This is a genomic window from Vibrio aestuarianus (genome assembly GCF_028858425.1).
Lineage (GTDB): Bacteria > Pseudomonadota > Gammaproteobacteria > Enterobacterales > Vibrionaceae > Vibrio > Vibrio aestuarianus.
The window spans coordinates 2,839,456-2,857,648 of sequence record NZ_JAKNYQ010000001.1 but is presented as its reverse complement, the minus strand read 5'-3'; the positions used below and the strand labels follow the sequence as shown (position 1 = coordinate 2,857,648).

Below are 18,193 nucleotides of genomic sequence, written 5' to 3'. Positions count from 1 at the left end.
GTATCAGTTTATTCTAGGAATTTTTAAAATGAGTAACATCATCAAGGCTCTTGAAGAAGAGCAAATGAAGCAAGACCTACCTAAATTCGCACCAGGTGACACTGTTGTGGTTCAAGTTAAGGTAAAAGAAGGTGACCGTGAGCGTCTACAGGCTTTCGAAGGCGTTGTAATCGCAATCCGTAACCGTGGTCTACACTCTGCATTCACTGTTCGTAAGATCTCTAACGGTGAAGGTGTTGAGCGTACGTTCCAAACTCACTCTCCAGTGGTTGATAGCATTGAAGTTAAACGCCGCGGTGCAGTACGTCGTGCCAAACTGTACTACCTACGTGAGCGTTCTGGTAAGTCAGCTCGTATCAAAGAGAAACTTACTAAGAAGTAATGCTATTACTAGCGTTCTCATAGAGAAAACGGAGCCATTTGGCTCCGTTTTTTTATCGGTTTAATTAGTTCAGTACACGTTAAATTTAGATGAAGTGGTCAATATTGATCTTCTGACCAACCATCGCTGTCTGACATGTCAGGGGCGCCGGCAATCGATTTCTCTTCATCAGCCCATTCGCCAAAGTCGATCATCTGACACTGTTTTGAGCAAAAAGGTCGATAGGGGCTCTGTTCCCCCCATTCCACATCAGTTTTACATTGTGGGCATTTAACGATAGTGATTTTCTTGGTCATAACATACTGCGCTTAACGAATTGATGAGCGTAAGTGTATTATTTAACGGCATCGAAAGTAAGGGCAAAGAGAGAATTGGTTAGTAAATGGTTTAGCAACAAACGGCGAGATCAAATTCAACATCACGGCTACTTGCTTGCCCAGATTGAAAGTCAATAAACTTAATCGCAAATCGATTTTTATGGCCGGATATCATTGGGTAGACACCATAATCAAGAGGGATCGATAAGCGTAAGATATTAGCGTCTTCAGCATCACTTTGGTAAAAGCCAGAGCTTGCTAAGCGAGTTTTAAAATGCCCTGTTTCACGCGTTAGCCTGAGCCAAAGTTGCAGCGCCTTAGATAACGGTCGCAATGTCTCCATCCATTGGTGCGCGTCCTGTGTTTTCTTTTCCAATGGAATATGTAGCCAGTAGTGTAGAGCTGGTAAGTCAAAACAGCATGAACCACCGGGTAAGTTGAAGCGCTGACGGATGGTGCTTAGGAAACGATCCTCTTTTAAAGATTGGCCAAAACGTTCTGCAGCCATCAAATTTCGATGAACGTCATCAACATCTTCTAGCAGTGATAGCAGCATGGCTTGATCAACGCCATCGACATTCAACCAACTTCGATAAGCCAGACGCTGCTTTTCGATATCTTTAGCGAGTTCACTCTTTAGTTGGATCTGCTCAAATATTTCCAGAAGATCAAACAAAGAACGAAAGAACAATTGGTGTTGAATACCATCACGAAATTGAGCCGAATGCATGAGCTGATTAAGCAGTGCTTCGACTCTTAAATAGATACGAGTTTTTTCGTTGAGTGGATGTTCAAACTTATGCGTGGTCATCTAGCTAGCCTTACGTTCGGTCTTAGTTATTCTCACCGATTTTGCCCACAGATGGCTAGATACTTTTGATGCAATTCTGTGATTTGCGGCAAAAGTTTCTGGTTTTCTGCGCTATTTTTAACCACATCGTCAGCTTGTGCGAGTCTTTGCTCACGGCTCGCTTGTGCAGCTAAGATGGCTCGGACTTGTTGTTCTGAGACATTATCTCTTGCCATTGTGCGGGAGATTTGCGTTTCAGTATCGACATCAACCACTAAAATTCGGTTTGCGAGCGATTGCAGGTTGTTTTCTATTAATAAAGGCACCACCAATAATGCGTAAGGTGAGGTTGTGCTCGATAGCTGTTCAAGCATTTTTTCGCGGATCATTGGGTGGAGTAAATTGTTGAGCCAGGCTTTTTGCGTTTCATCTGCGAAGATTTTAGATCTTAGAGTCGCGCGATCCAACTGACCATTAGCGTGCAAAATCTTATGACCAAAATGCTCTTCAATCGCTTTTAAACCCTTAGATCCAACTTCAACCACTTGTCTTGCTATGACGTCTGCATCAACAATATCAATCCCAAAATGCTGGTGGAATATATTGGCGACGGTCGTTTTACCACTCGCGATACCACCCGTTAAACCTACTACAAATGTCATTAATTTAACCCCACTACTGAGCCTATATACCACCCCATGATATCGCTACCCCAAATGAGGGTTAGCCAGCCTGCAATTGCAAGGTAAGGGCCAAAAGGGAAAGCTTTGTCGATGCCTTTCTTTTGTAAACGAAGCTGAATGATGCCGAAGACTAAACCAACCAGTGATGACATTAAAATGATCATCGGTAAATATTGCCAGCCAAGCCAAGCGCCTAAAGCGGCAAGTAACTTAAAGTCACCGTAGCCCATTCCCTCTTTACCAGTGGCTAGTTTAAACAACCAGTAAACCGACCATAGGCTTAGGTAGCCAGCCATTGCTCCAATCACTGCATCGTTAAGGCTAACTGGGCTAACCTGTAATAAGGATAAGGCCAACCCAGCCCAAAGCAACGGTAAGGTTAGTTGATCGGGTAGTAGCATGGTATCTAGGTCGATAAAAGTGGCGGCAATTAATATGAAGGTGAAAAACAGTAATGCTACGGAAAAATAGCTAAAACCAAAATGGGTAGCAATCAGTAAGCTTAGACTTGCCGTTAGCAGTTCAATGGCTGGGTAACGCACACTGATAGGGCTTTTACAGTGCGAGCATTTGCCTCTCAGAAATAGCCAGCTGAACAATGGAATATTGTCGATGACGCGGATCGGAGTGTTGCAATGTGGGCACGTTGAGCGAGGAATACTAAGCGTCAGTTGCCCTTCTGGCGGTGCAATATGATATTCAGGAAATGAGTCTGCACATTCTTGTTGCCATTCTCGCTCCATTATTTTTGGGAGACGATAAATAACGACATTGAGAAAGCTACCGACAATCAAGCCAAATAAGCAGGCAAATAGTGGGAATAGCCAAGGGTAATAGTCAAAAACTTCCATGCAAGGACTCGAGTAATAAAATAATTCGCGGGGATTATACTATCCCAATACACTCATTAAGTTAAAGATTGGTAAATACATTGCCACAACTAGTCCACCGACGACAGTACCGAGGAAAATAATTATCAGTGGTTCGAGGATTTTACCAAGATTATCAACGGTGTTATCGACTTCAAATTCATAAATAGTCGCCACTTTGTTGAGCATGTCATCGAGTTTACCTGACTCTTCGCCAATCATTACCATTTGCAGCACCATTTCAGGGAAGGCATTGGTATTGCGCATAGCGATGTACATTGGCATACCTGCCGCTGTATCTCGATAAACACCTTGAATCGCTGTCTCGAAATGGATATTACCAGCGGTTTTCGCGGTCGATTTTAAACAGGTCAGAATGGGAATTCCGGCGCTAAAACTGGTTGCCAATGTTCGACAGAATTTAGCGATGGAAGCTTTGCCGATAACAGCACCAAGAATGGGTAATCTCAAACTTAATTGACTGGTTTTAAGACGAATTGAAAACGATTTTTTACGCACAGCTTTAACGCTACTGATAATAAGTAACACGCTAGCGAACCCCCAAAGGCTGTAGTTTTGTACCCAATGTGAGAGCTGTAAAACTTGCTGAGTAAACCAAGGCAGCTCTGCACCGAAGCCTTTAAACATGACTTCAAATTCAGGGATCACAAGCGTGAGCATTAAATAAGCAACGGCCAAAGCGACAAAGACGACCATTGTTGGGTAAATGAGCGCTTTGATAACTTTGGCATGTAATTGCTCACTTTTTTCTCTGTAGGTGGCTAAACGCTCAAAGACCTCGGCCAAGTTGCCGGATTGTTCACCGCTATAAACTAAATCAACATACAGTTGGTCAAAATAGGTGCTTGCTGTGCTCATTGATTTTGAAATAGGAGTGCCGGCCTCAACCCCTTTTGTTACTTGCGCTAGAATCGATTTCATCTCCGCCTTACGATGATTGTGTCCAACCAATTTTAATGCCTGAACGATAGGAACCCCGGTGCTGAGCATGGTTGCTAATTGGCGAGTTAACAAGGTAATGTCTTTAGCTTTAACACGATGAGTGAGGTGAGCGATGAGAGAAAGACGGCCTTTTTTCACTCTCCTAAGTTCAATATGCTGATCTTGTAGTTTGCCGCGCACTTCTAACTCATCCAAAGCCAGTATTTGCCCGTAGACTTTTTTACCTGAGCTATTTATCCCTTTCCAACGGTAATGCTTAAGCTTTGTTGTTGATGTTTTCATTATTTGCGCTCAATCAGTGAGTTATCGTTGAGTTAGAAATAAAGAACACGTTGTAACTCTTTAACGCTGGTTACTCCAAGTTTCAGTTTTTCGATGCCTGATTCTTGGAGGGTTTGCATACCGTTGGCTTTAGCGAGTTGTTCTATTTGTAATATGCTGGCCTTGTGCATGATAGCCTGTGTTAATTGAGGGGTGAATTCCATCATTTCGTAGATGCCCACTCTTCCTGCATAGCCATTGGTACACTCATTACAGCCACGAGGGTTTGCCTCATAAATAACGTCTTGATCAGAAAGATTAAATTTCCGCAGCAAGCTGGGCGTTGCACTAGTTGCTCTTTTGCAATGTGGGCAAAGTCGTCTTGCTAGCCTCTGAGCAACAATAAGACTCAATGAGGACGCTAGGTTAAACGCCTCAATTCCCATGCTACTTAAGCGGATCACGGTTTCAGCGGCGGAGTTAGTGTGTAAGGTTGAAAGGACTAAGTGGCCAGTTTGCGCTGCTTTGACCGCAATTTCAGCCGTTTCTGTATCTCGAATTTCACCGACCATTACAATGTCGGGGTCTTGGCGTAAAAATGAACGTAATGCTTGTGCAAATCCAAAACCAATCTTTGGCTGTACCTGAACCTGGTTAATGCCTGATAGGTTGATCTCGACAGGATCTTCCGCGGTAGAGATATTGACATCGGTAGTATTGAGCAGGCGTAACCCAGCATAAAGTGAAACGGTTTTTCCGCTGCCAGTAGGGCCTGTCATTAAGATCATTCCTTGCGGCCTTTTTAGTGCCTGTAAGTAGAGTTGTTTTTGCTTATCGTTGTAACCTAGTTTGCCTATATCGAGGTGGGAGGCACTGCTATCGAGTAAGCGTAATACGATTTTTTCACCCCATAAGGTAGGTAGTGTTGAAACACGCATATCAATGGCTGTGTCTTGGTTTAAACGCAATTTTATCCGTCCATCTTGTGGAAGGCGCCGCTCGGCAATATCAAGTTTAGAGAGGATTTTTATCCGCGCAGCAAGGCGGCGACCTAAATGACTGGCTGGCTGTTGGGTTTCGACTAACATACCGTCACAACGTAAGCGAACTCGGTAGAGCGTTTCGTAGGGTTCAAAGTGAATATCGGATGCGCCTTTACGTATCGCATCTAATAAAATTTGATTGATGAAACGACTAACGGGAGAATTATCTTGGCTAAGATCTTCTACCGACTGAATTTCATCGTCAGCGAGTTGAACTAAATTTGCCAGTTGATCTTGGTTGATCTCTCTTTCCGTGCTTAATGATTCTTGCATTGCTCGCCCATACAGGCGACGAATTGCGGCTTGTAAAGTTTTATAGTCAGCCAACACCAATTCAATTTTCAAACCCGTTGCGAAGCGAAAATCATCTTCTATTTGCAAATGGGTTGGGTCGGAAACTGCAATGGTCAGGGTTTGGCCTTTTCTTAAAATTGGTAGTGCTTGGTAGCGGGTAATGAGTTCTCGCAAGCCCAATTGTTGACACAATGTGTGGTAGTCATAACCCGTTAGGTCAGTGTCGGGCAAACCGAAAATAGAGCTTAAATGTTCGGTTAACTCGTAATGATGAAATAAACCTAAAGTGAGAAGAGCCTCTAGCACACTATCACCAGAAGCTTCAATATGTTCTATAACCGTTTGCTCTTGCGCAAGGCTAATAAGATTTGCTTGCCGAAGAATTGCGGGGAGATTGGTGAGCATATTTTTTACTAGAACGTGCCTGCCACACAGCTCTTTAATGTTTGTGCTGTATCGTGTTGGCAGCTCCAACCTGATGAACCTTTAGTAAAGCGAACAATTTTATTTTGCATCGTCGATTGGCTACCAAACTTAAACTGAATTGCAGAAGATACGCCGGAGGGAAATTCAAGTGTACCAAGAGTATTCATGGCACTTGATGCACCAATATTGGTCAAATCTGAAGGAAAAGATCCGGTTTCTTGAGCTTCTATATCAATATTGGTTAGTAATGCGCTTAGCGTACTTAAAGCGACTGTGGCTTCAGATTTTTTGACATGATTTTTATACGCAGGCACCGCTATCGCAGACAGCACACCAATAATGGCCACTACAATCATCAATTCAATTAAGGTAAATCCGTTTTGTTTTCTGTTGCTATTGGTGTTCATTGCCTTCTCCAGTTGAATACATTCCAATGACTGAGCATAAGAATCTTGTTGAGTAGAAGGAATGCGTAAAATAGGGCTGCGCGAGTGATTTAGAGTTTTTATTTATCGTATTGCATACAGAACATGAAAAAATACGACTCAGTTAAAAACGAAGCTTTTTTGATATGAGTGTCATTAAAAAGGAAGCTGATTTAGCTTCCTTAGTCAAAAATGTAATAAGTAGATGTGGATTGATCTATTTGAAACGCATGGATAAATCCATCGCCTTTAAGTGCTTAGTCAAAGCGCCCACTGAAATGTAATCAACACCGGTTTGTGCGTATTCACGAATGGTCTCAAGCGTTACATTGCCAGAGTTTTCAAGTGCCGCACGACCTGCATTAATTTTTACTGCTTCACGCATCATATCGGTGCTGAAGTTATCTAGCATGATAATATCGGCGCCAGCTTCAATCGCTTCGACTAACTCTTCCAAGCTTTCGGTTTCAACTTCTACCGGTTTTCCTGGGTTTAGCTTTTTCGCCTCACCGATCGCCTGTGTGATGCCACCGCAAGCAATAATGTGATTTTCTTTAATGAGGTAGGCATCGAATACCCCAATACGATGGTTAAAACCACCACCACACGCGACGGCATATTTCAGTGCGCTGCGTAAGCCAGGAATGGTTTTACGGGTATCAAGCAAGCGGCAATCAGTACCTGCAAGCTGTTTGGCGTATTGCGCAGTTGTTGTGGCGCAGCCAGACAAGGTTTGAATAAAGTTCATCGCATTACGTTCACCAGTTAATAGCGCGCGAGCTGGGCCGGAAAGGGTACATAATGTTTGATTAGGCTCTACGCTGTCACCGTCTTGTACATGCCAGTCAATGGTGACTTCACCACCGAGCTGTTTAAAGACTTCATCAGCCCATGCTTGTCCACAAAATACACCCTGTTCACGAGTGATAATGGTGGCAACGTTGTGAGCGTCTGCTGGAATTAGACTTGCGGTGATATCAGATGTGGCATCAAGAGTACCACCAAGATCTTCTTTAAGTGTCTCGGCCACGGCACGAGTAATTTCAAGAGGAAGCTGTTGTTTTAGATAATCAAGGCGTTGTTGGCTATTGTGTGTATTTTTCATCGCAAATCTAATATTGTGTTGAACAGAAGTGGGAATGATACGCTGACTCAACAGCAAATTCAGCCATTAATCGCTAATTTCTAATAGCGATACGGAAAATCATCACTATACCCAATAGAGAGCCTTTGAATATGGCGTATAACTTAACTATCCCAAGTAGCGAAGTCACGAAAAACACAGCGATTGTTGACGGTTGGTACCAACATGCCCGCCGTGTTGTCTCGCCTTTTTTTGATGAGCGTAGTGATGAGGACGATATTTCATTGCTGGTGCTGCATAACATCAGTTTACCGCCCGGAAAGTTTGGTGGCCCCTATATTGAGCAGTTTTTTACTGGTCGATTGGATCCCAATGCCCATCCTTTTTTTAAGACGATTCATACTATGGGTGTTTCGGCGCATTGTCTGATTTGTCGAAATGGCCAGGTGATACAATTTGTGCCATTTAATGCCAGAGCTTGGCATGCTGGGCAATCAAGCTTTGCTGGCAGAGCAAAATGCAATGACTACTCGATAGGTATTGAATTGGAAGGGAGCGATTTCGTTGCCTACACTCAGGCACAATATCAAGCGCTTACGGATTTAAGCAAGGCGTTAATGATGCATTATCCGAAGATCACCACTGAGCGTATTACCGGGCACCAGTATATTGCACCGCTGCGCAAAACCGACCCCGGTTTAGTCTTTGACTGGCGTCGATTTAGGGCGCAGCTCAAGCAAGATTAAATCTTGTCGTGGAACTCCACTAAAATTTGCTCAACCCAGGTTTGAATGCGTTCGTCACTGAACTCGTATTGCGAATCTTCATCCAACGCTAAACCGACAAAATGGGATCCATCTTCAGTCAGTGCTTTCGATGCTTCAAATTGGTAGCCTTGGTTTGGCCAATAGCCAATAAATTGGGCACCAACTTGTTTTAGCTCATCATGTAGCATCCCCATCGCATCGAGGTACCATTCGCCATAACCTTCTTGATCGCCTAACCCGAACAATGCGACGTACTTGTCGTTTAGTGACACGCCATCGATTTGATCCCATATTGCGCTCCAATCTTCTTGGATTTCGCCAAAGTCCCAGGTTGAAATACCGAGTATTAAAAGATCATAGTCGCTCATCAAAGAAAGTGGTGTCTCTTTCACATTGTGAATGTCGACTAAATCTTCACCGATGATGGCGCGGATCTTTTCTGCTGCCATTTCGGTATAACAAGTGGTTGAGCCGTAAAACAGACCGATCTTCATAATTTTTTGTCGTTTAAAGTCAGAATGGTGAATTCTAACCATAAATTGACGCGCTTTGCAGCGATTATCCTGCTAACCCTGTTTTTTTATGGTATTAAACTCGTGGCTCACTTAACCTGAGCAAGGTTATTTTTACTACTGAGGTTTGATGTGGCTGAGCATTTTTCTCCTGACCAAGGAATTGTCGAACAATTTTTAGATGCGATGTGGATGGAACGCGGTTTATCAGAAAATACGCTCTCTTCGTATCGCAATGATCTGACGAAACTATTGCAGTGGATGCAGCACGATAACTATCGCCTCGATTTTATTAGTTTGTCTGGGTTACAACAGTATCAAGCGTGGCTTGCTGACCAAGACTACAAGCAAACTTCACGGGCGCGTATGCTCTCGGCGATTCGTCGTTTGTTTCAATATCTGCACCGAGAGAAAATTCGCGCCGATGATCCGAGTGCTTTGTTGGTCAGCCCTAAGCTGCCGCAACGTTTACCAAAAGATCTGTCAGAGCAGCAGGTGGATGCGCTGCTTAATGCGCCAGATACCAACAATCCGCTCGAATTGCGCGACAGAGCCATGCTTGAACTATTGTATGCCACCGGGCTGCGTGTCACTGAATTAGTGTCACTCACCATGGAAAACATCAGTTTGCGCCAAGGTGTCGTGCGAGTGATTGGTAAAGGCGGAAAAGAGCGTTTGGTTCCAATGGGAGAAAATGCGGTGGATTGGATTGAAACTTTTCTCCACCAAGGGCGGTCTGCATTATTAGGGGAGCAGACATCCGATATCGTTTTTCCGAGCAAACGCGCACGGCAGATGACTCGCCAAACATTTTGGCATCGGATTAAACACTATGCAGTGATCGCGGAAATTGACGTTGAAAAACTCTCGCCGCACGTATTAAGGCACGCTTTTGCCACTCATTTGCTCAATTACGGAGCAGATCTACGGGTTGTGCAAATGCTGCTTGGACATAGTGACTTATCAACCACGCAAATTTATACTCACGTCGCCACAGAGCGACTCAAACAATTGCATAGCGAGCACCATCCAAGGGCTTGAATAAAGGTGAACTTACATGAGCGTATTACGCCAATTGACTCTACTTACATTGCCATTTTTCGTTGCAGCGTGTAACGCTGAAGAAACCACCACAGCCCCACAAACGGCACAAATCAAGCAAGTACAATCTATTGATAAAGGCGTTTTTGAACAACGTTTTTCAAAATTAGGTTTGCAAGTGGTTGATGTTAAAGCCTCTGATGTCGAAGGTTTAGTTGAAGTGCAAACTTCGGGCGGAATTTTATTTGCTTCGCCTGATGGTCGTCATTTTATTGCAGGAACATTGTATCAATTAGATGAAAATGGTGGTTATGTCGATGTATTGGCAAAGCGTCAAGCACCGCTGAACGCGGCTAAAATTGAAACTTTCAAAAACAGCATGATCGAGTACAAAGCGGCAGATGAAAAATACATTGTGACAGTATTTACTGACATTACTTGTGGCTACTGCACACGTCTGCACAGCCAAATGGCAGGCTATAACGAGCTTGGTATTACTGTGCGCTACATGGCTTTCCCTCGCCAAGGCGCGACTGGTCAAGTTGCCGAACAAATGGCCGTCATTTGGAGTGCCGATGATAAAGCGGCTGCGATGAATGAAGCGAAAACGAATCGTGGCGCGCCTCAAGCCGGTGAAAATATCGATCAGGCGAAGCAGACGATAGCGCAGCATTATCAGCTTGGACGTGAATTGGGTATCAGCGGTACACCAGCGATATTCTTACCGAATGGTGAAATGGTCGGAGGCTATTTGCCGCCAGCTCAACTATTGCAACGCCTTCAACAGCTTTAATAACTTAGGAGTCAGGCTTGAGTTTACTCAAGCCTGCTGATTTATGATTGAGATAAAACGCAGACCTGAACCAGACCTTTCACAACTTCCCGATACTCTCCCTTCCTTGCTGAAACGCATTTACATCAGTCGCGGTATTACCAGTGTCGAGCAACTGGATAAAGCTGCCAAAGCCTTACATTCTTACCAGAAATTAGGGGGAATTGAAGAAGCGGTCGAATTACTGTTTAACGCGATTCAGCAACAACAGCGCATTATTGTCGTTGGGGATTTCGACGCTGATGGGGCAACCAGTTCGGCGCTTTCGGTTTTAGCACTGCGCATGCTTGGTAGTCATAATGTGGATTACCTAGTACCTAACCGTTTTGAAGATGGATATGGCTTAAGCCCTGAAGTGGTTGATCAAGCGATTGAGTTGGGCGCGCAGGTGATCATGACCGTGGATAATGGTGTTTCATCAATCGAAGGTGTGCGCTATGCCAAACAACAAGGGTTAACCGTATTAGTGACGGATCATCACTTGCCTGGGCATGTCTTGCCGGAAGTCGATGCAATGGTTAACCCCAACTTACAAAGCTGTGCGTTTCCATCGAAAGCTTTGGCAGGGGTTGGTGTTGCGTTTTATTTGATGATGGCATTGTGTGTTCACATGCGTAAATCAGGCTGGTTTAGTGAGCAAGGAATGGCTGAGCCGAAATTGATGGAGTTGATCGATCTCGTCGCGCTTGGCACCGTTGCTGACGTGGTACCGCTTGATGAAAATAACCGTATTCTCGTGCATCAAGGTTTACAGCGTATTCGTGCTGGGCACGCAAGGCCGGGGATCCAAGCTTTGATCGAAGTAGCCAAGCGTGATGCGCGACGTTTGGTTGCCTCTGACTTTGGTTTTGCATTAGGCCCAAGGATCAACGCTGCTGGTCGTTTGGATGATATGTCTTTCGGTGTCGAGTTATTGATGAGTAATAACATTCACGCGGCACGCCGGATGGCGAATGAGCTTGATGGCTTAAATCAAACGCGCAAAGAAATCGAAGAAGGCATGAAACAAGAAGCGTTGGCTTTTTGTGAACGCTTACAGCTTGGCGAAAATACACAATTACCTCATGGGGTAGTACTGTTTCAACGAGATTGGCACCAAGGTGTGATTGGTATTTTAGCTTCGCGCATCAAAGATAAATATCACCGACCTGTGATTGCGTTTGCGGATGGTGGCGATGGCAATATCAAGGGGTCATGTCGCTCTGTGGCTGGCTTACACATGCGCGATGCTTTGGATCGGATTGATACGCAACACCCCGGTTTAATTGCCAAATTTGGTGGTCATGCAATGGCGGCAGGTTTAACCATTGCCGAAAAAGATTTTGAACGCTTTGCGAGTTTGTTTGATCAGGTGGTGCGAGAAGAGTTAGATGAGGCGGCATTAAAAGGTGTGATTTTGTCTGACGGTGAATTAAAACCTGAAGAATTCTCTATGCATACCGCTGAAATGCTGCGTGCTGGTGGGCCGTGGGGACAAGCGTTTCCTGAACCGCTCTTTGATGGTGAATTTAAACTCTTGCATCAAAAGTTGGTCGGAGAAAAGCATTTAAAATTAATGCTTGAACCGTTATTCAAAGGTCATCCGACCAATATTATGATCGATGGTATTGCGTTCAATGTTGATTTAAGACGTTGGCCAGATGCATCTGTGAAAACCGTTCGGCTTGCTTATAAGCTCGATATCAATGAATTTCGTGGTAATCAATCGCTGCAATTGATGATTGATCATCTAGAAGCGAAGTAATGTCGACTACTGATGCCGCGTCACTGTGGCATCAGTAGTGATTGATTATATTCAGCTTTTTTATTCTCTTTATACTGCCTTTCCCAAGCTTTTTGTTCTTGAGCAACGATCTGTAGTGAATCAACGACCCTCAACCTAATTTATTTATCGTGTGATTGGGTATAGTAGCCCGTTCATTCCCCATCTGTATTGATTATGTAATTGGTCTGACCATTATCTTTTCTGTTTTAACTTATTAATGTTATCAGTGTGTTTAAACGTGACCTGTTCTATGATTTAGGTCAAGTTTTGGCTGGACATCCGCGTTTTAATTATGTTAATTTCTGCACCAACTTGAAATTGGTATTACCAATTGACTGCAAAGAGTAGAAGAATAATAAATTATGGCTTATCAAAGGATTCGTCAGCCAAAACTCTCCGATGTTATCGAACAGGAGTTGGAAAGGTTGATAGTGGAAGGAACACTCTCTCCGGGGCAACAATTGCCACCAGAGCGAGAACTGGCAAAGCAGTTCGAAGTGTCGCGTCCCTCTATCCGAGAAGCTATTCAACGTTTAGAAGCCAAGCGCCTATTAACTCGGCGTCAAGGTGGTGGAACGTTTGTTAGCGAGAATATCTGGAAAAGTTTTTCTGATCCTCTGCTAAATTTATTGTCTAGCCACTCTGAAACTCAGCTCGATTTACTTGAATCGCGACACGCGATGGAGGGTATTTCTGCCTATTTTGCAGCCTTGCGTGGTACTGAGGAAGATTTTGCTCGAATTCAATCCTGCTTAGCTAGAATTGGTGAGCAACAAGCAAAGAAAGAGATTGAAGCAGAAGCGTCCGCGGTGGTTGAGTTTTTAGTCGCTCTCACTGAAGCTGCACACAATGTGGTGCTTTTGCATATTGTCCGTAGCCTTGCTCCATTGCTTGAGCAAAATGTTCTACAGAATTTAAAGCTATTACACCGCCGCCATGAAGTGGTGGAGAAAGTAAGTAAACACCGAGCTAATATCGTGGATGCGATTGTTTCTGGTCAGCCGGAAAAGGCGCGTGAAATGTCACATTCTCACTTAGCTTATATCGAAGAAACATTGTTGGATTTGACCAAAGAAGAGTCTCGCCGTGAGCGTTCTTTACGTCGAATTCAACAGGGTAATGAGTCGTAAATTAGCGACTAATTGCTTGTTTATAGATCCAACCAACAGAAGGATAGATCTCCATGTCTGACATGAAGCATGACGTAGATGCACTGGAAACTCAGGAATGGCTAGCAGCCCTTGAGTCAGTTGTACGTGAAGAAGGTGTAGAGCGTGCTCAGTTTTTACTAGAGCAAGTTTTAGACAAAGCACGTCTAGACGGTGTTGATATGCCAACTGGTATTACTACCAACTACATCAACACGATTCCTGCAGCACAAGAGCCAGCTTACCCAGGTGACACAACGCTTGAGCGTCGTATTCGCTCAATCATCCGTTGGAACGCGATCATGATCGTTCTACGTGCATCGAAAAAAGACCTTGAGCTTGGCGGCCACATGGCGTCATTCCAGTCTTCTGCTGCGTTCTACGAAACATGTTTTAACCACTTCTTCCGTGCCCCTAACGAAAAAGATGGTGGCGACTTGGTTTATTACCAAGGTCACATCTCTCCTGGGATCTACGCACGTGCTTTTGTTGAAGGCCGTTTAACTGCTGAACAGCTAGACAACTTCCGTCAAGAAGTGGATGGCAAGGGTATCCCTTCATATCCTCACCCTAAATTGATGCCTGAGTTCTGGCAATTCCCGACTGTATCTATGGGACTAGGTCCGATCTCTGCTATTTATCAAGCTCGCTTCCTTAAATACCTAGATGGCCGTGGTATGAAAGATACCAAAGAGCAACGTGTTTACGCGTTCCTAGGTGATGGTGAAATGGACGAGCCAGAATCACGCGGTGCAATCTCGTTTGCCGCTCGTGAAAAACTCGATAATCTATGTTTCCTAATCAACTGTAACCTACAGCGTCTAGATGGCCCTGTTATGGGTAACGGCAGCATCATCCAAGAACTAGAAGGCCTATTTAAAGGCGCTGGTTGGAATGTGGTTAAAGTTATCTGGGGTAGTAACTGGGATTCACTACTGGCAAAAGACACATCTGGTAAGCTTCTTCAACTAATGAATGAAACTATCGATGGTGACTACCAAACATTCAAATCTAAAGATGGCGCGTACGTACGTGAGCACTTCTTTGGTAAATACCCAGAAACTGCAGCACTTGTTGCAGACATGACTGATGATGAGATCTTCGCGCTTAAGCGTGGTGGTCATGATTCATCTAAACTGTACGCGGCATTTAAAAATGCACAAGAAACCAATGGTCGTCCTACTGTTATCCTAGCGAAAACAGTAAAAGGTTACGGCATGGGTGAAGCGGCAGAAGGTAAGAATATCGCACACCAAGTTAAGAAGATGGACATGACTCACGTACTTCATCTACGTGATCGTCTAGGCCTACAAGATCTGCTAACTGACGAAGCGGTAAAAGAACTGCCATACCTAACGCTGGAAGAAGGCTCTAAAGAGCACGAATATCTACATGCTCGTCGTAAAGCACTAAAAGGTTACACGCCACAGCGTTTGCCTAAATTCACAGAAGAATTAGTGATTCCACCAGTTGATGAATTCAAGCCACTACTTGAAGAGCAGAAGCGTGATATTTCAACAACAATGGCATTTGTTCGTGCATTGAACGTTCTGCTTAAAGATAAAAATATTGGTAAGAACATTGTGCCAATTATTGCCGATGAAGCGCGTACATTTGGTATGGAAGGTCTATTCCGTCAAATCGGTATTTACAATCCACACGGCCAGAACTACACCCCTCAAGATCGCGATATCGTTTCTTACTATAAAGAAGCAACATCAGGTCAGGTACTACAAGAAGGTATCAATGAGCTAGGTGCTATGTCTTCATGGGTTGCGGCTGCAACATCATACAGCACCAACAACCTGCCAATGATTCCGTTCTACATCTATTACTCCATGTTTGGTTTCCAACGTGTAGGTGATATGGCGTGGATGGCGGGCGATCAACAAGCTCGTGGTTTCTTACTAGGTGCAACAGCTGGTCGTACAACGCTTAACGGCGAAGGTCTACAGCACGAAGATGGCCACTCGCACATCATGGCGGGTACGGTTCCTAACTGTATTTCTTACGATCCAACCTTCGCTTATGAAGTGGCGGTAATCATGCAAGACGGTATCCGTCGTATGTATGGTGATCAAGAGAACGTGTTCTACTACCTAACTCTGATGAACGAAAACTACGCAATGCCAGCAATGCCAGAAGGCGCTGAAGAAGGCATTCGTAAGGGTATCTATAAGCTAGAAACTTACACTGGTTCGAAAGGTAAAGTTCAGCTAATGAGCTCTGGTACTATCATGAACGAAGTGCGTAAAGCGGCTCAAATCTTAAGTGATGAGTACGGTATTGCTTCTGATGTTTACTCGGTAACGTCATTCAACGAAGTAACTCGTGATGGCCAAGCTTGTGAACGTTACAACATGCTTCACCCTGAAGCGCAGGCACACGTTCCTTACATTCAAACGGTAATGGGTAGCGAACCTGCAATTGCAGCAACGGATTACATGAAAAACTACGCCGAGCAAGTGCGTGCGTTTATCCCTGCTGAGTCTTTCAAAGTGTTGGGTACGGATGGTTTTGGTCGTTCAGACAGCCGCGAAAACTTACGTCGTCATTTCGAAGTGAACGCAGGTTATGTTGTGGTTGCAGCGTTAACTGAACTAGCGAAACGTGGCGAAGTTGAGAAATCTGTCATTGCGCAAGCAATTAAGAAATTCAACATCGATACTGAAAAAACAAACCCGCTATACGCTTAATTGAAGGTAGGAAAGAATAATGGCAATCGAAATAAATGTACCTGACATTGGTGCGGATGAGGTTGAAGTTACTGAAATTCTTGTCAGCGTTGGCGACAAGGTTGAAGAAGAACAGTCTCTTATTACTGTAGAAGGCGATAAGGCTTCTATGGAGGTTCCTGCCTCTCAAGCAGGTATTGTTAAAGAAATCAAAATCGCTGAAGGTGATAAAGTCTCTACTGGTTCATTGATTATGATCTTTGAAGCAGAAGGTGCAGCAGCGCCTGCTCCAGCGGCAGAAGCGGCTCCTGCTCCGGCAGCAGCACCTGCAGCGGTTGAACTTAAAGAAGTTAACGTTCCAGATATCGGTGGTGACGAAGTAGAAGTCACTGAAATCATGGTCGCTATCGGTGATGCAATCGAAGAAGAGCAATCTCTATTGACGGTTGAAGGCGACAAAGCTTCTATGGAAGTTCCAGCGCCATTCGCAGGTACGCTGAAAGAGATCAAAGTAGCAGCAGGCGATAAAGTAACGACTGGCTCTCTAATCATGGTATTTGAAGTTGCAGGTTCAGGCGTAGCCGCGGCTCCTGCTGCTGTAGCGGCACCAATGGCGGCAGCTCCTACCGCTTCTGCAGCGAAAGAAGTCAACGTTCCAGATATCGGTGGTGATGAAGTAGAAGTGACTGAAATCATGGTTGCCGTTGGCGATACCGTGGAAGAAGAGCAATCTCTAATCACTGTTGAAGGTGACAAAGCTTCAATGGAAGTGCCTGCACCGTTTGCCGGTGTAGTGAAAGAAATCAAGATTGCAACAGGCGATAAAGTATCGACTGGCTCGTTAATCATGGTCTTTGAAGTAGCAGGTGCAGCACCAGTTGCAGCTCCTGCTCAAGCAGCGGCACCAGTAGCACCAAAAGCTGAAGTGACTAAACCAGCGACAGTAGCAACCGCTGAGTTTGAAGAGAACAATGAGTATTCTCATGCTTCTCCAGTTGTTCGTCGTCTTGCACGTGAATTTGGCGTTAATCTATCTAAGGTGAAAGGTTCTGGTCGTAAGAGCCGTATCCTAAAAGAAGATGTGCAAAATTATGTGAAAGAAGCACTTAAGCGTCTTGAATCTGGTTCGGCAGCAGCGGCTTCTGGTAAAGGTGATGGCGCAGCACTTGGCCTCCTACCTTGGCCAAAAGTTGATTTCAGCAAGTTTGGTGAAACTGAAGTTCAGCCACTTTCTCGTATCAAGAAGATCTCGGGTGCTAACTTGCACCGTAACTGGGTGATGATCCCACACGTTACCCAATGGGATAACGCTGATATCACCGAGCTTGAGAACTTCCGTAAAGAGCAAAATGCGATTGAAGCGAAGAAAGATACAGGCATGAAGATCACGCCACTCGTGTTCATCATGAAAGCTGTAGCGAAAGCTCTAGAAGCGTTCCCAGCATTTAACTCTTCACTTTCTGACGATGGCGAAAGCTTGATTCTGAAGAAATACGTAAACGTGGGTATTGCGGTTGATACGCCAAATGGTCTCGTTGTTCCTGTCTTCAAAGATGTGAACAAAAAAGGCATTTACGAGCTATCAGCTGAGCTTGCTGAAGTATCGAAGAAAGCACGTGCTGGTAAACTGACAGCGGCAGATATGCAGGGTGGTTGTTTCACTATCTCTAGCCTAGGTGGCATTGGTGGTACTGCATTTACGCCAATCGTCAATGCGCCAGAAGTGGGTATTCTTGGTGTGTCTAAATCAGAGATCAAGCCTGTGTGGAACGGCAAAGAGTTCGAACCACGCCTACAACTTCCACTCTCTCTATCATACGACCACCGTGTGATCGATGGTGCGGAAGGTGCACGCTTCATCACTTTCCTAAATGGTGCATTATCAGACATTCGCCGTCTGGTTTTGTAAGCCAAGT

At 44.5% G+C, this 18,193-nt stretch carries 17 protein-coding genes; 8 read left to right on the top strand and 9 right to left on the bottom strand.

Annotated elements, in window-relative coordinates:
* Window positions 1-28 precede the first annotated feature (28 nt).
* The gene (gene rplS, locus MCT08_RS12950; RefSeq protein WP_053311340.1) at window positions 29-382 is read left to right on the top strand and encodes a 50S ribosomal protein L19; all 354 of its coding nucleotides are present in this window, start codon (window positions 29-31) and stop codon (window positions 380-382) included.
* 98 nt (window positions 383-480) lie between these two features.
* Here the strand turns inward: rplS and yacG are convergent, their stop codons facing one another.
* The 8 genes from yacG to nadC all read right to left on the bottom strand — a co-directional run bounded on the left by yacG (window position 481) and on the right by nadC (window position 7,558).
* Window positions 481-678 carry a DNA gyrase inhibitor YacG gene (gene yacG, locus MCT08_RS12945; protein ID WP_053311339.1) on the bottom strand — a complete coding sequence of 66 codons (198 nt, stop codon included), beginning with the start codon at window positions 676-678 and terminating at the stop codon, window positions 481-483.
* 91 nt (window positions 679-769) lie between these two features.
* The gene (zapD, locus tag MCT08_RS12940; RefSeq protein ID WP_053311338.1) at window positions 770-1,510 is read right to left on the bottom strand and encodes a cell division protein ZapD; all 741 of its coding nucleotides are present in this window, start codon (window positions 1,508-1,510) and stop codon (window positions 770-772) included.
* Between the two features lie 32 nt (window positions 1,511-1,542).
* Window positions 1,543-2,151 (bottom strand): dephospho-CoA kinase, encoded by a 609-nt coding sequence (coaE, locus tag MCT08_RS12935; RefSeq protein ID WP_274678547.1) that lies wholly within the window; start codon window positions 2,149-2,151, stop codon window positions 1,543-1,545.
* A complete protein-coding gene (locus MCT08_RS12930; RefSeq protein ID WP_168523319.1) occupies window positions 2,151-3,023 on the bottom strand; it encodes a prepilin peptidase in 873 nt (290 codons plus the stop codon). Before MCT08_RS12930 ends, coaE begins: the two co-directional genes overlap by 1 nt.
* 39 nt (window positions 3,024-3,062) lie before the next feature.
* On the bottom strand, window positions 3,063-4,286 hold the full coding sequence (locus MCT08_RS12925; protein ID WP_274678546.1) for a type II secretion system F family protein: 1,224 nt from the start codon (window positions 4,284-4,286) through the stop codon (window positions 3,063-3,065).
* 32 nt (window positions 4,287-4,318) lie between these two features.
* The gene (gene pilB / locus MCT08_RS12920) at window positions 4,319-6,007 is read right to left on the bottom strand and encodes a type IV-A pilus assembly ATPase PilB (protein ID WP_274678545.1); all 1,689 of its coding nucleotides are present in this window, start codon (window positions 6,005-6,007) and stop codon (window positions 4,319-4,321) included.
* Between the two features lie 8 nt (window positions 6,008-6,015).
* Window positions 6,016-6,435 (bottom strand): type IV pilin protein, encoded by a 420-nt coding sequence (locus MCT08_RS12915; protein ID WP_274678544.1) that lies wholly within the window; start codon window positions 6,433-6,435, stop codon window positions 6,016-6,018.
* Between the two features lie 235 nt (window positions 6,436-6,670).
* Window positions 6,671-7,558, bottom strand: a complete 888-nt coding sequence (gene nadC, locus MCT08_RS12910; protein ID WP_053311332.1) for a carboxylating nicotinate-nucleotide diphosphorylase — start codon at window positions 7,556-7,558, stop codon at window positions 6,671-6,673.
* Window positions 7,559-7,689: 131 nt separating this feature from the next.
* Between nadC and ampD the strand changes: the two genes are divergently transcribed.
* The gene (ampD, locus tag MCT08_RS12905; RefSeq protein WP_274678543.1) at window positions 7,690-8,283 is read left to right on the top strand and encodes a 1,6-anhydro-N-acetylmuramyl-L-alanine amidase AmpD; all 594 of its coding nucleotides are present in this window, start codon (window positions 7,690-7,692) and stop codon (window positions 8,281-8,283) included.
* Here ampD and fldB read toward each other — a convergent pair.
* Entirely contained in the window at window positions 8,280-8,798 is a 519-nt protein-coding gene (gene fldB / locus MCT08_RS12900; RefSeq protein ID WP_172531759.1) for a flavodoxin FldB, read from the bottom strand. The two genes, ampD and fldB, sit on opposite strands and share 4 nt — an antisense overlap.
* A 150-nt stretch (window positions 8,799-8,948) precedes the next feature.
* On the opposite strand from fldB, the gene xerD reads away from it, so the two are divergent.
* The 6 genes from xerD (at window position 8,949) to aceF (ending at window position 18,186) form a co-directional block, all read left to right on the top strand.
* Window positions 8,949-9,857, top strand: coding sequence for a site-specific tyrosine recombinase XerD (gene xerD / locus MCT08_RS12895; protein ID WP_053311329.1), 909 nt, complete (start codon window positions 8,949-8,951; stop codon window positions 9,855-9,857).
* A 16-nt stretch (window positions 9,858-9,873) separates the two neighbouring features.
* On the top strand, window positions 9,874-10,650 hold the full coding sequence (gene dsbC, locus MCT08_RS12890) for a bifunctional protein-disulfide isomerase/oxidoreductase DsbC (RefSeq protein ID WP_274672554.1): 777 nt from the start codon (window positions 9,874-9,876) through the stop codon (window positions 10,648-10,650).
* Between the two features lie 43 nt (window positions 10,651-10,693).
* On the top strand, window positions 10,694-12,433 hold the full coding sequence (recJ, locus tag MCT08_RS12885; protein WP_274678542.1) for a single-stranded-DNA-specific exonuclease RecJ: 1,740 nt from the start codon (window positions 10,694-10,696) through the stop codon (window positions 12,431-12,433).
* A 383-nt stretch (window positions 12,434-12,816) separates the two neighbouring features.
* A complete protein-coding gene (gene pdhR / locus MCT08_RS12880; protein ID WP_053311326.1) occupies window positions 12,817-13,584 on the top strand; it encodes a pyruvate dehydrogenase complex transcriptional repressor PdhR in 768 nt (255 codons plus the stop codon).
* Between the two features lie 53 nt (window positions 13,585-13,637).
* Window positions 13,638-16,298 (top strand): pyruvate dehydrogenase (acetyl-transferring), homodimeric type, encoded by a 2,661-nt coding sequence (aceE, locus tag MCT08_RS12875; RefSeq protein WP_274678541.1) that lies wholly within the window; start codon window positions 13,638-13,640, stop codon window positions 16,296-16,298.
* 19 nt (window positions 16,299-16,317) lie between these two features.
* Window positions 16,318-18,186 (top strand): pyruvate dehydrogenase complex dihydrolipoyllysine-residue acetyltransferase, encoded by a 1,869-nt coding sequence (gene aceF, locus MCT08_RS12870; RefSeq protein ID WP_274678540.1) that lies wholly within the window; start codon window positions 16,318-16,320, stop codon window positions 18,184-18,186.
* The last annotated feature ends 7 nt before the right edge of the window (window positions 18,187-18,193 follow it).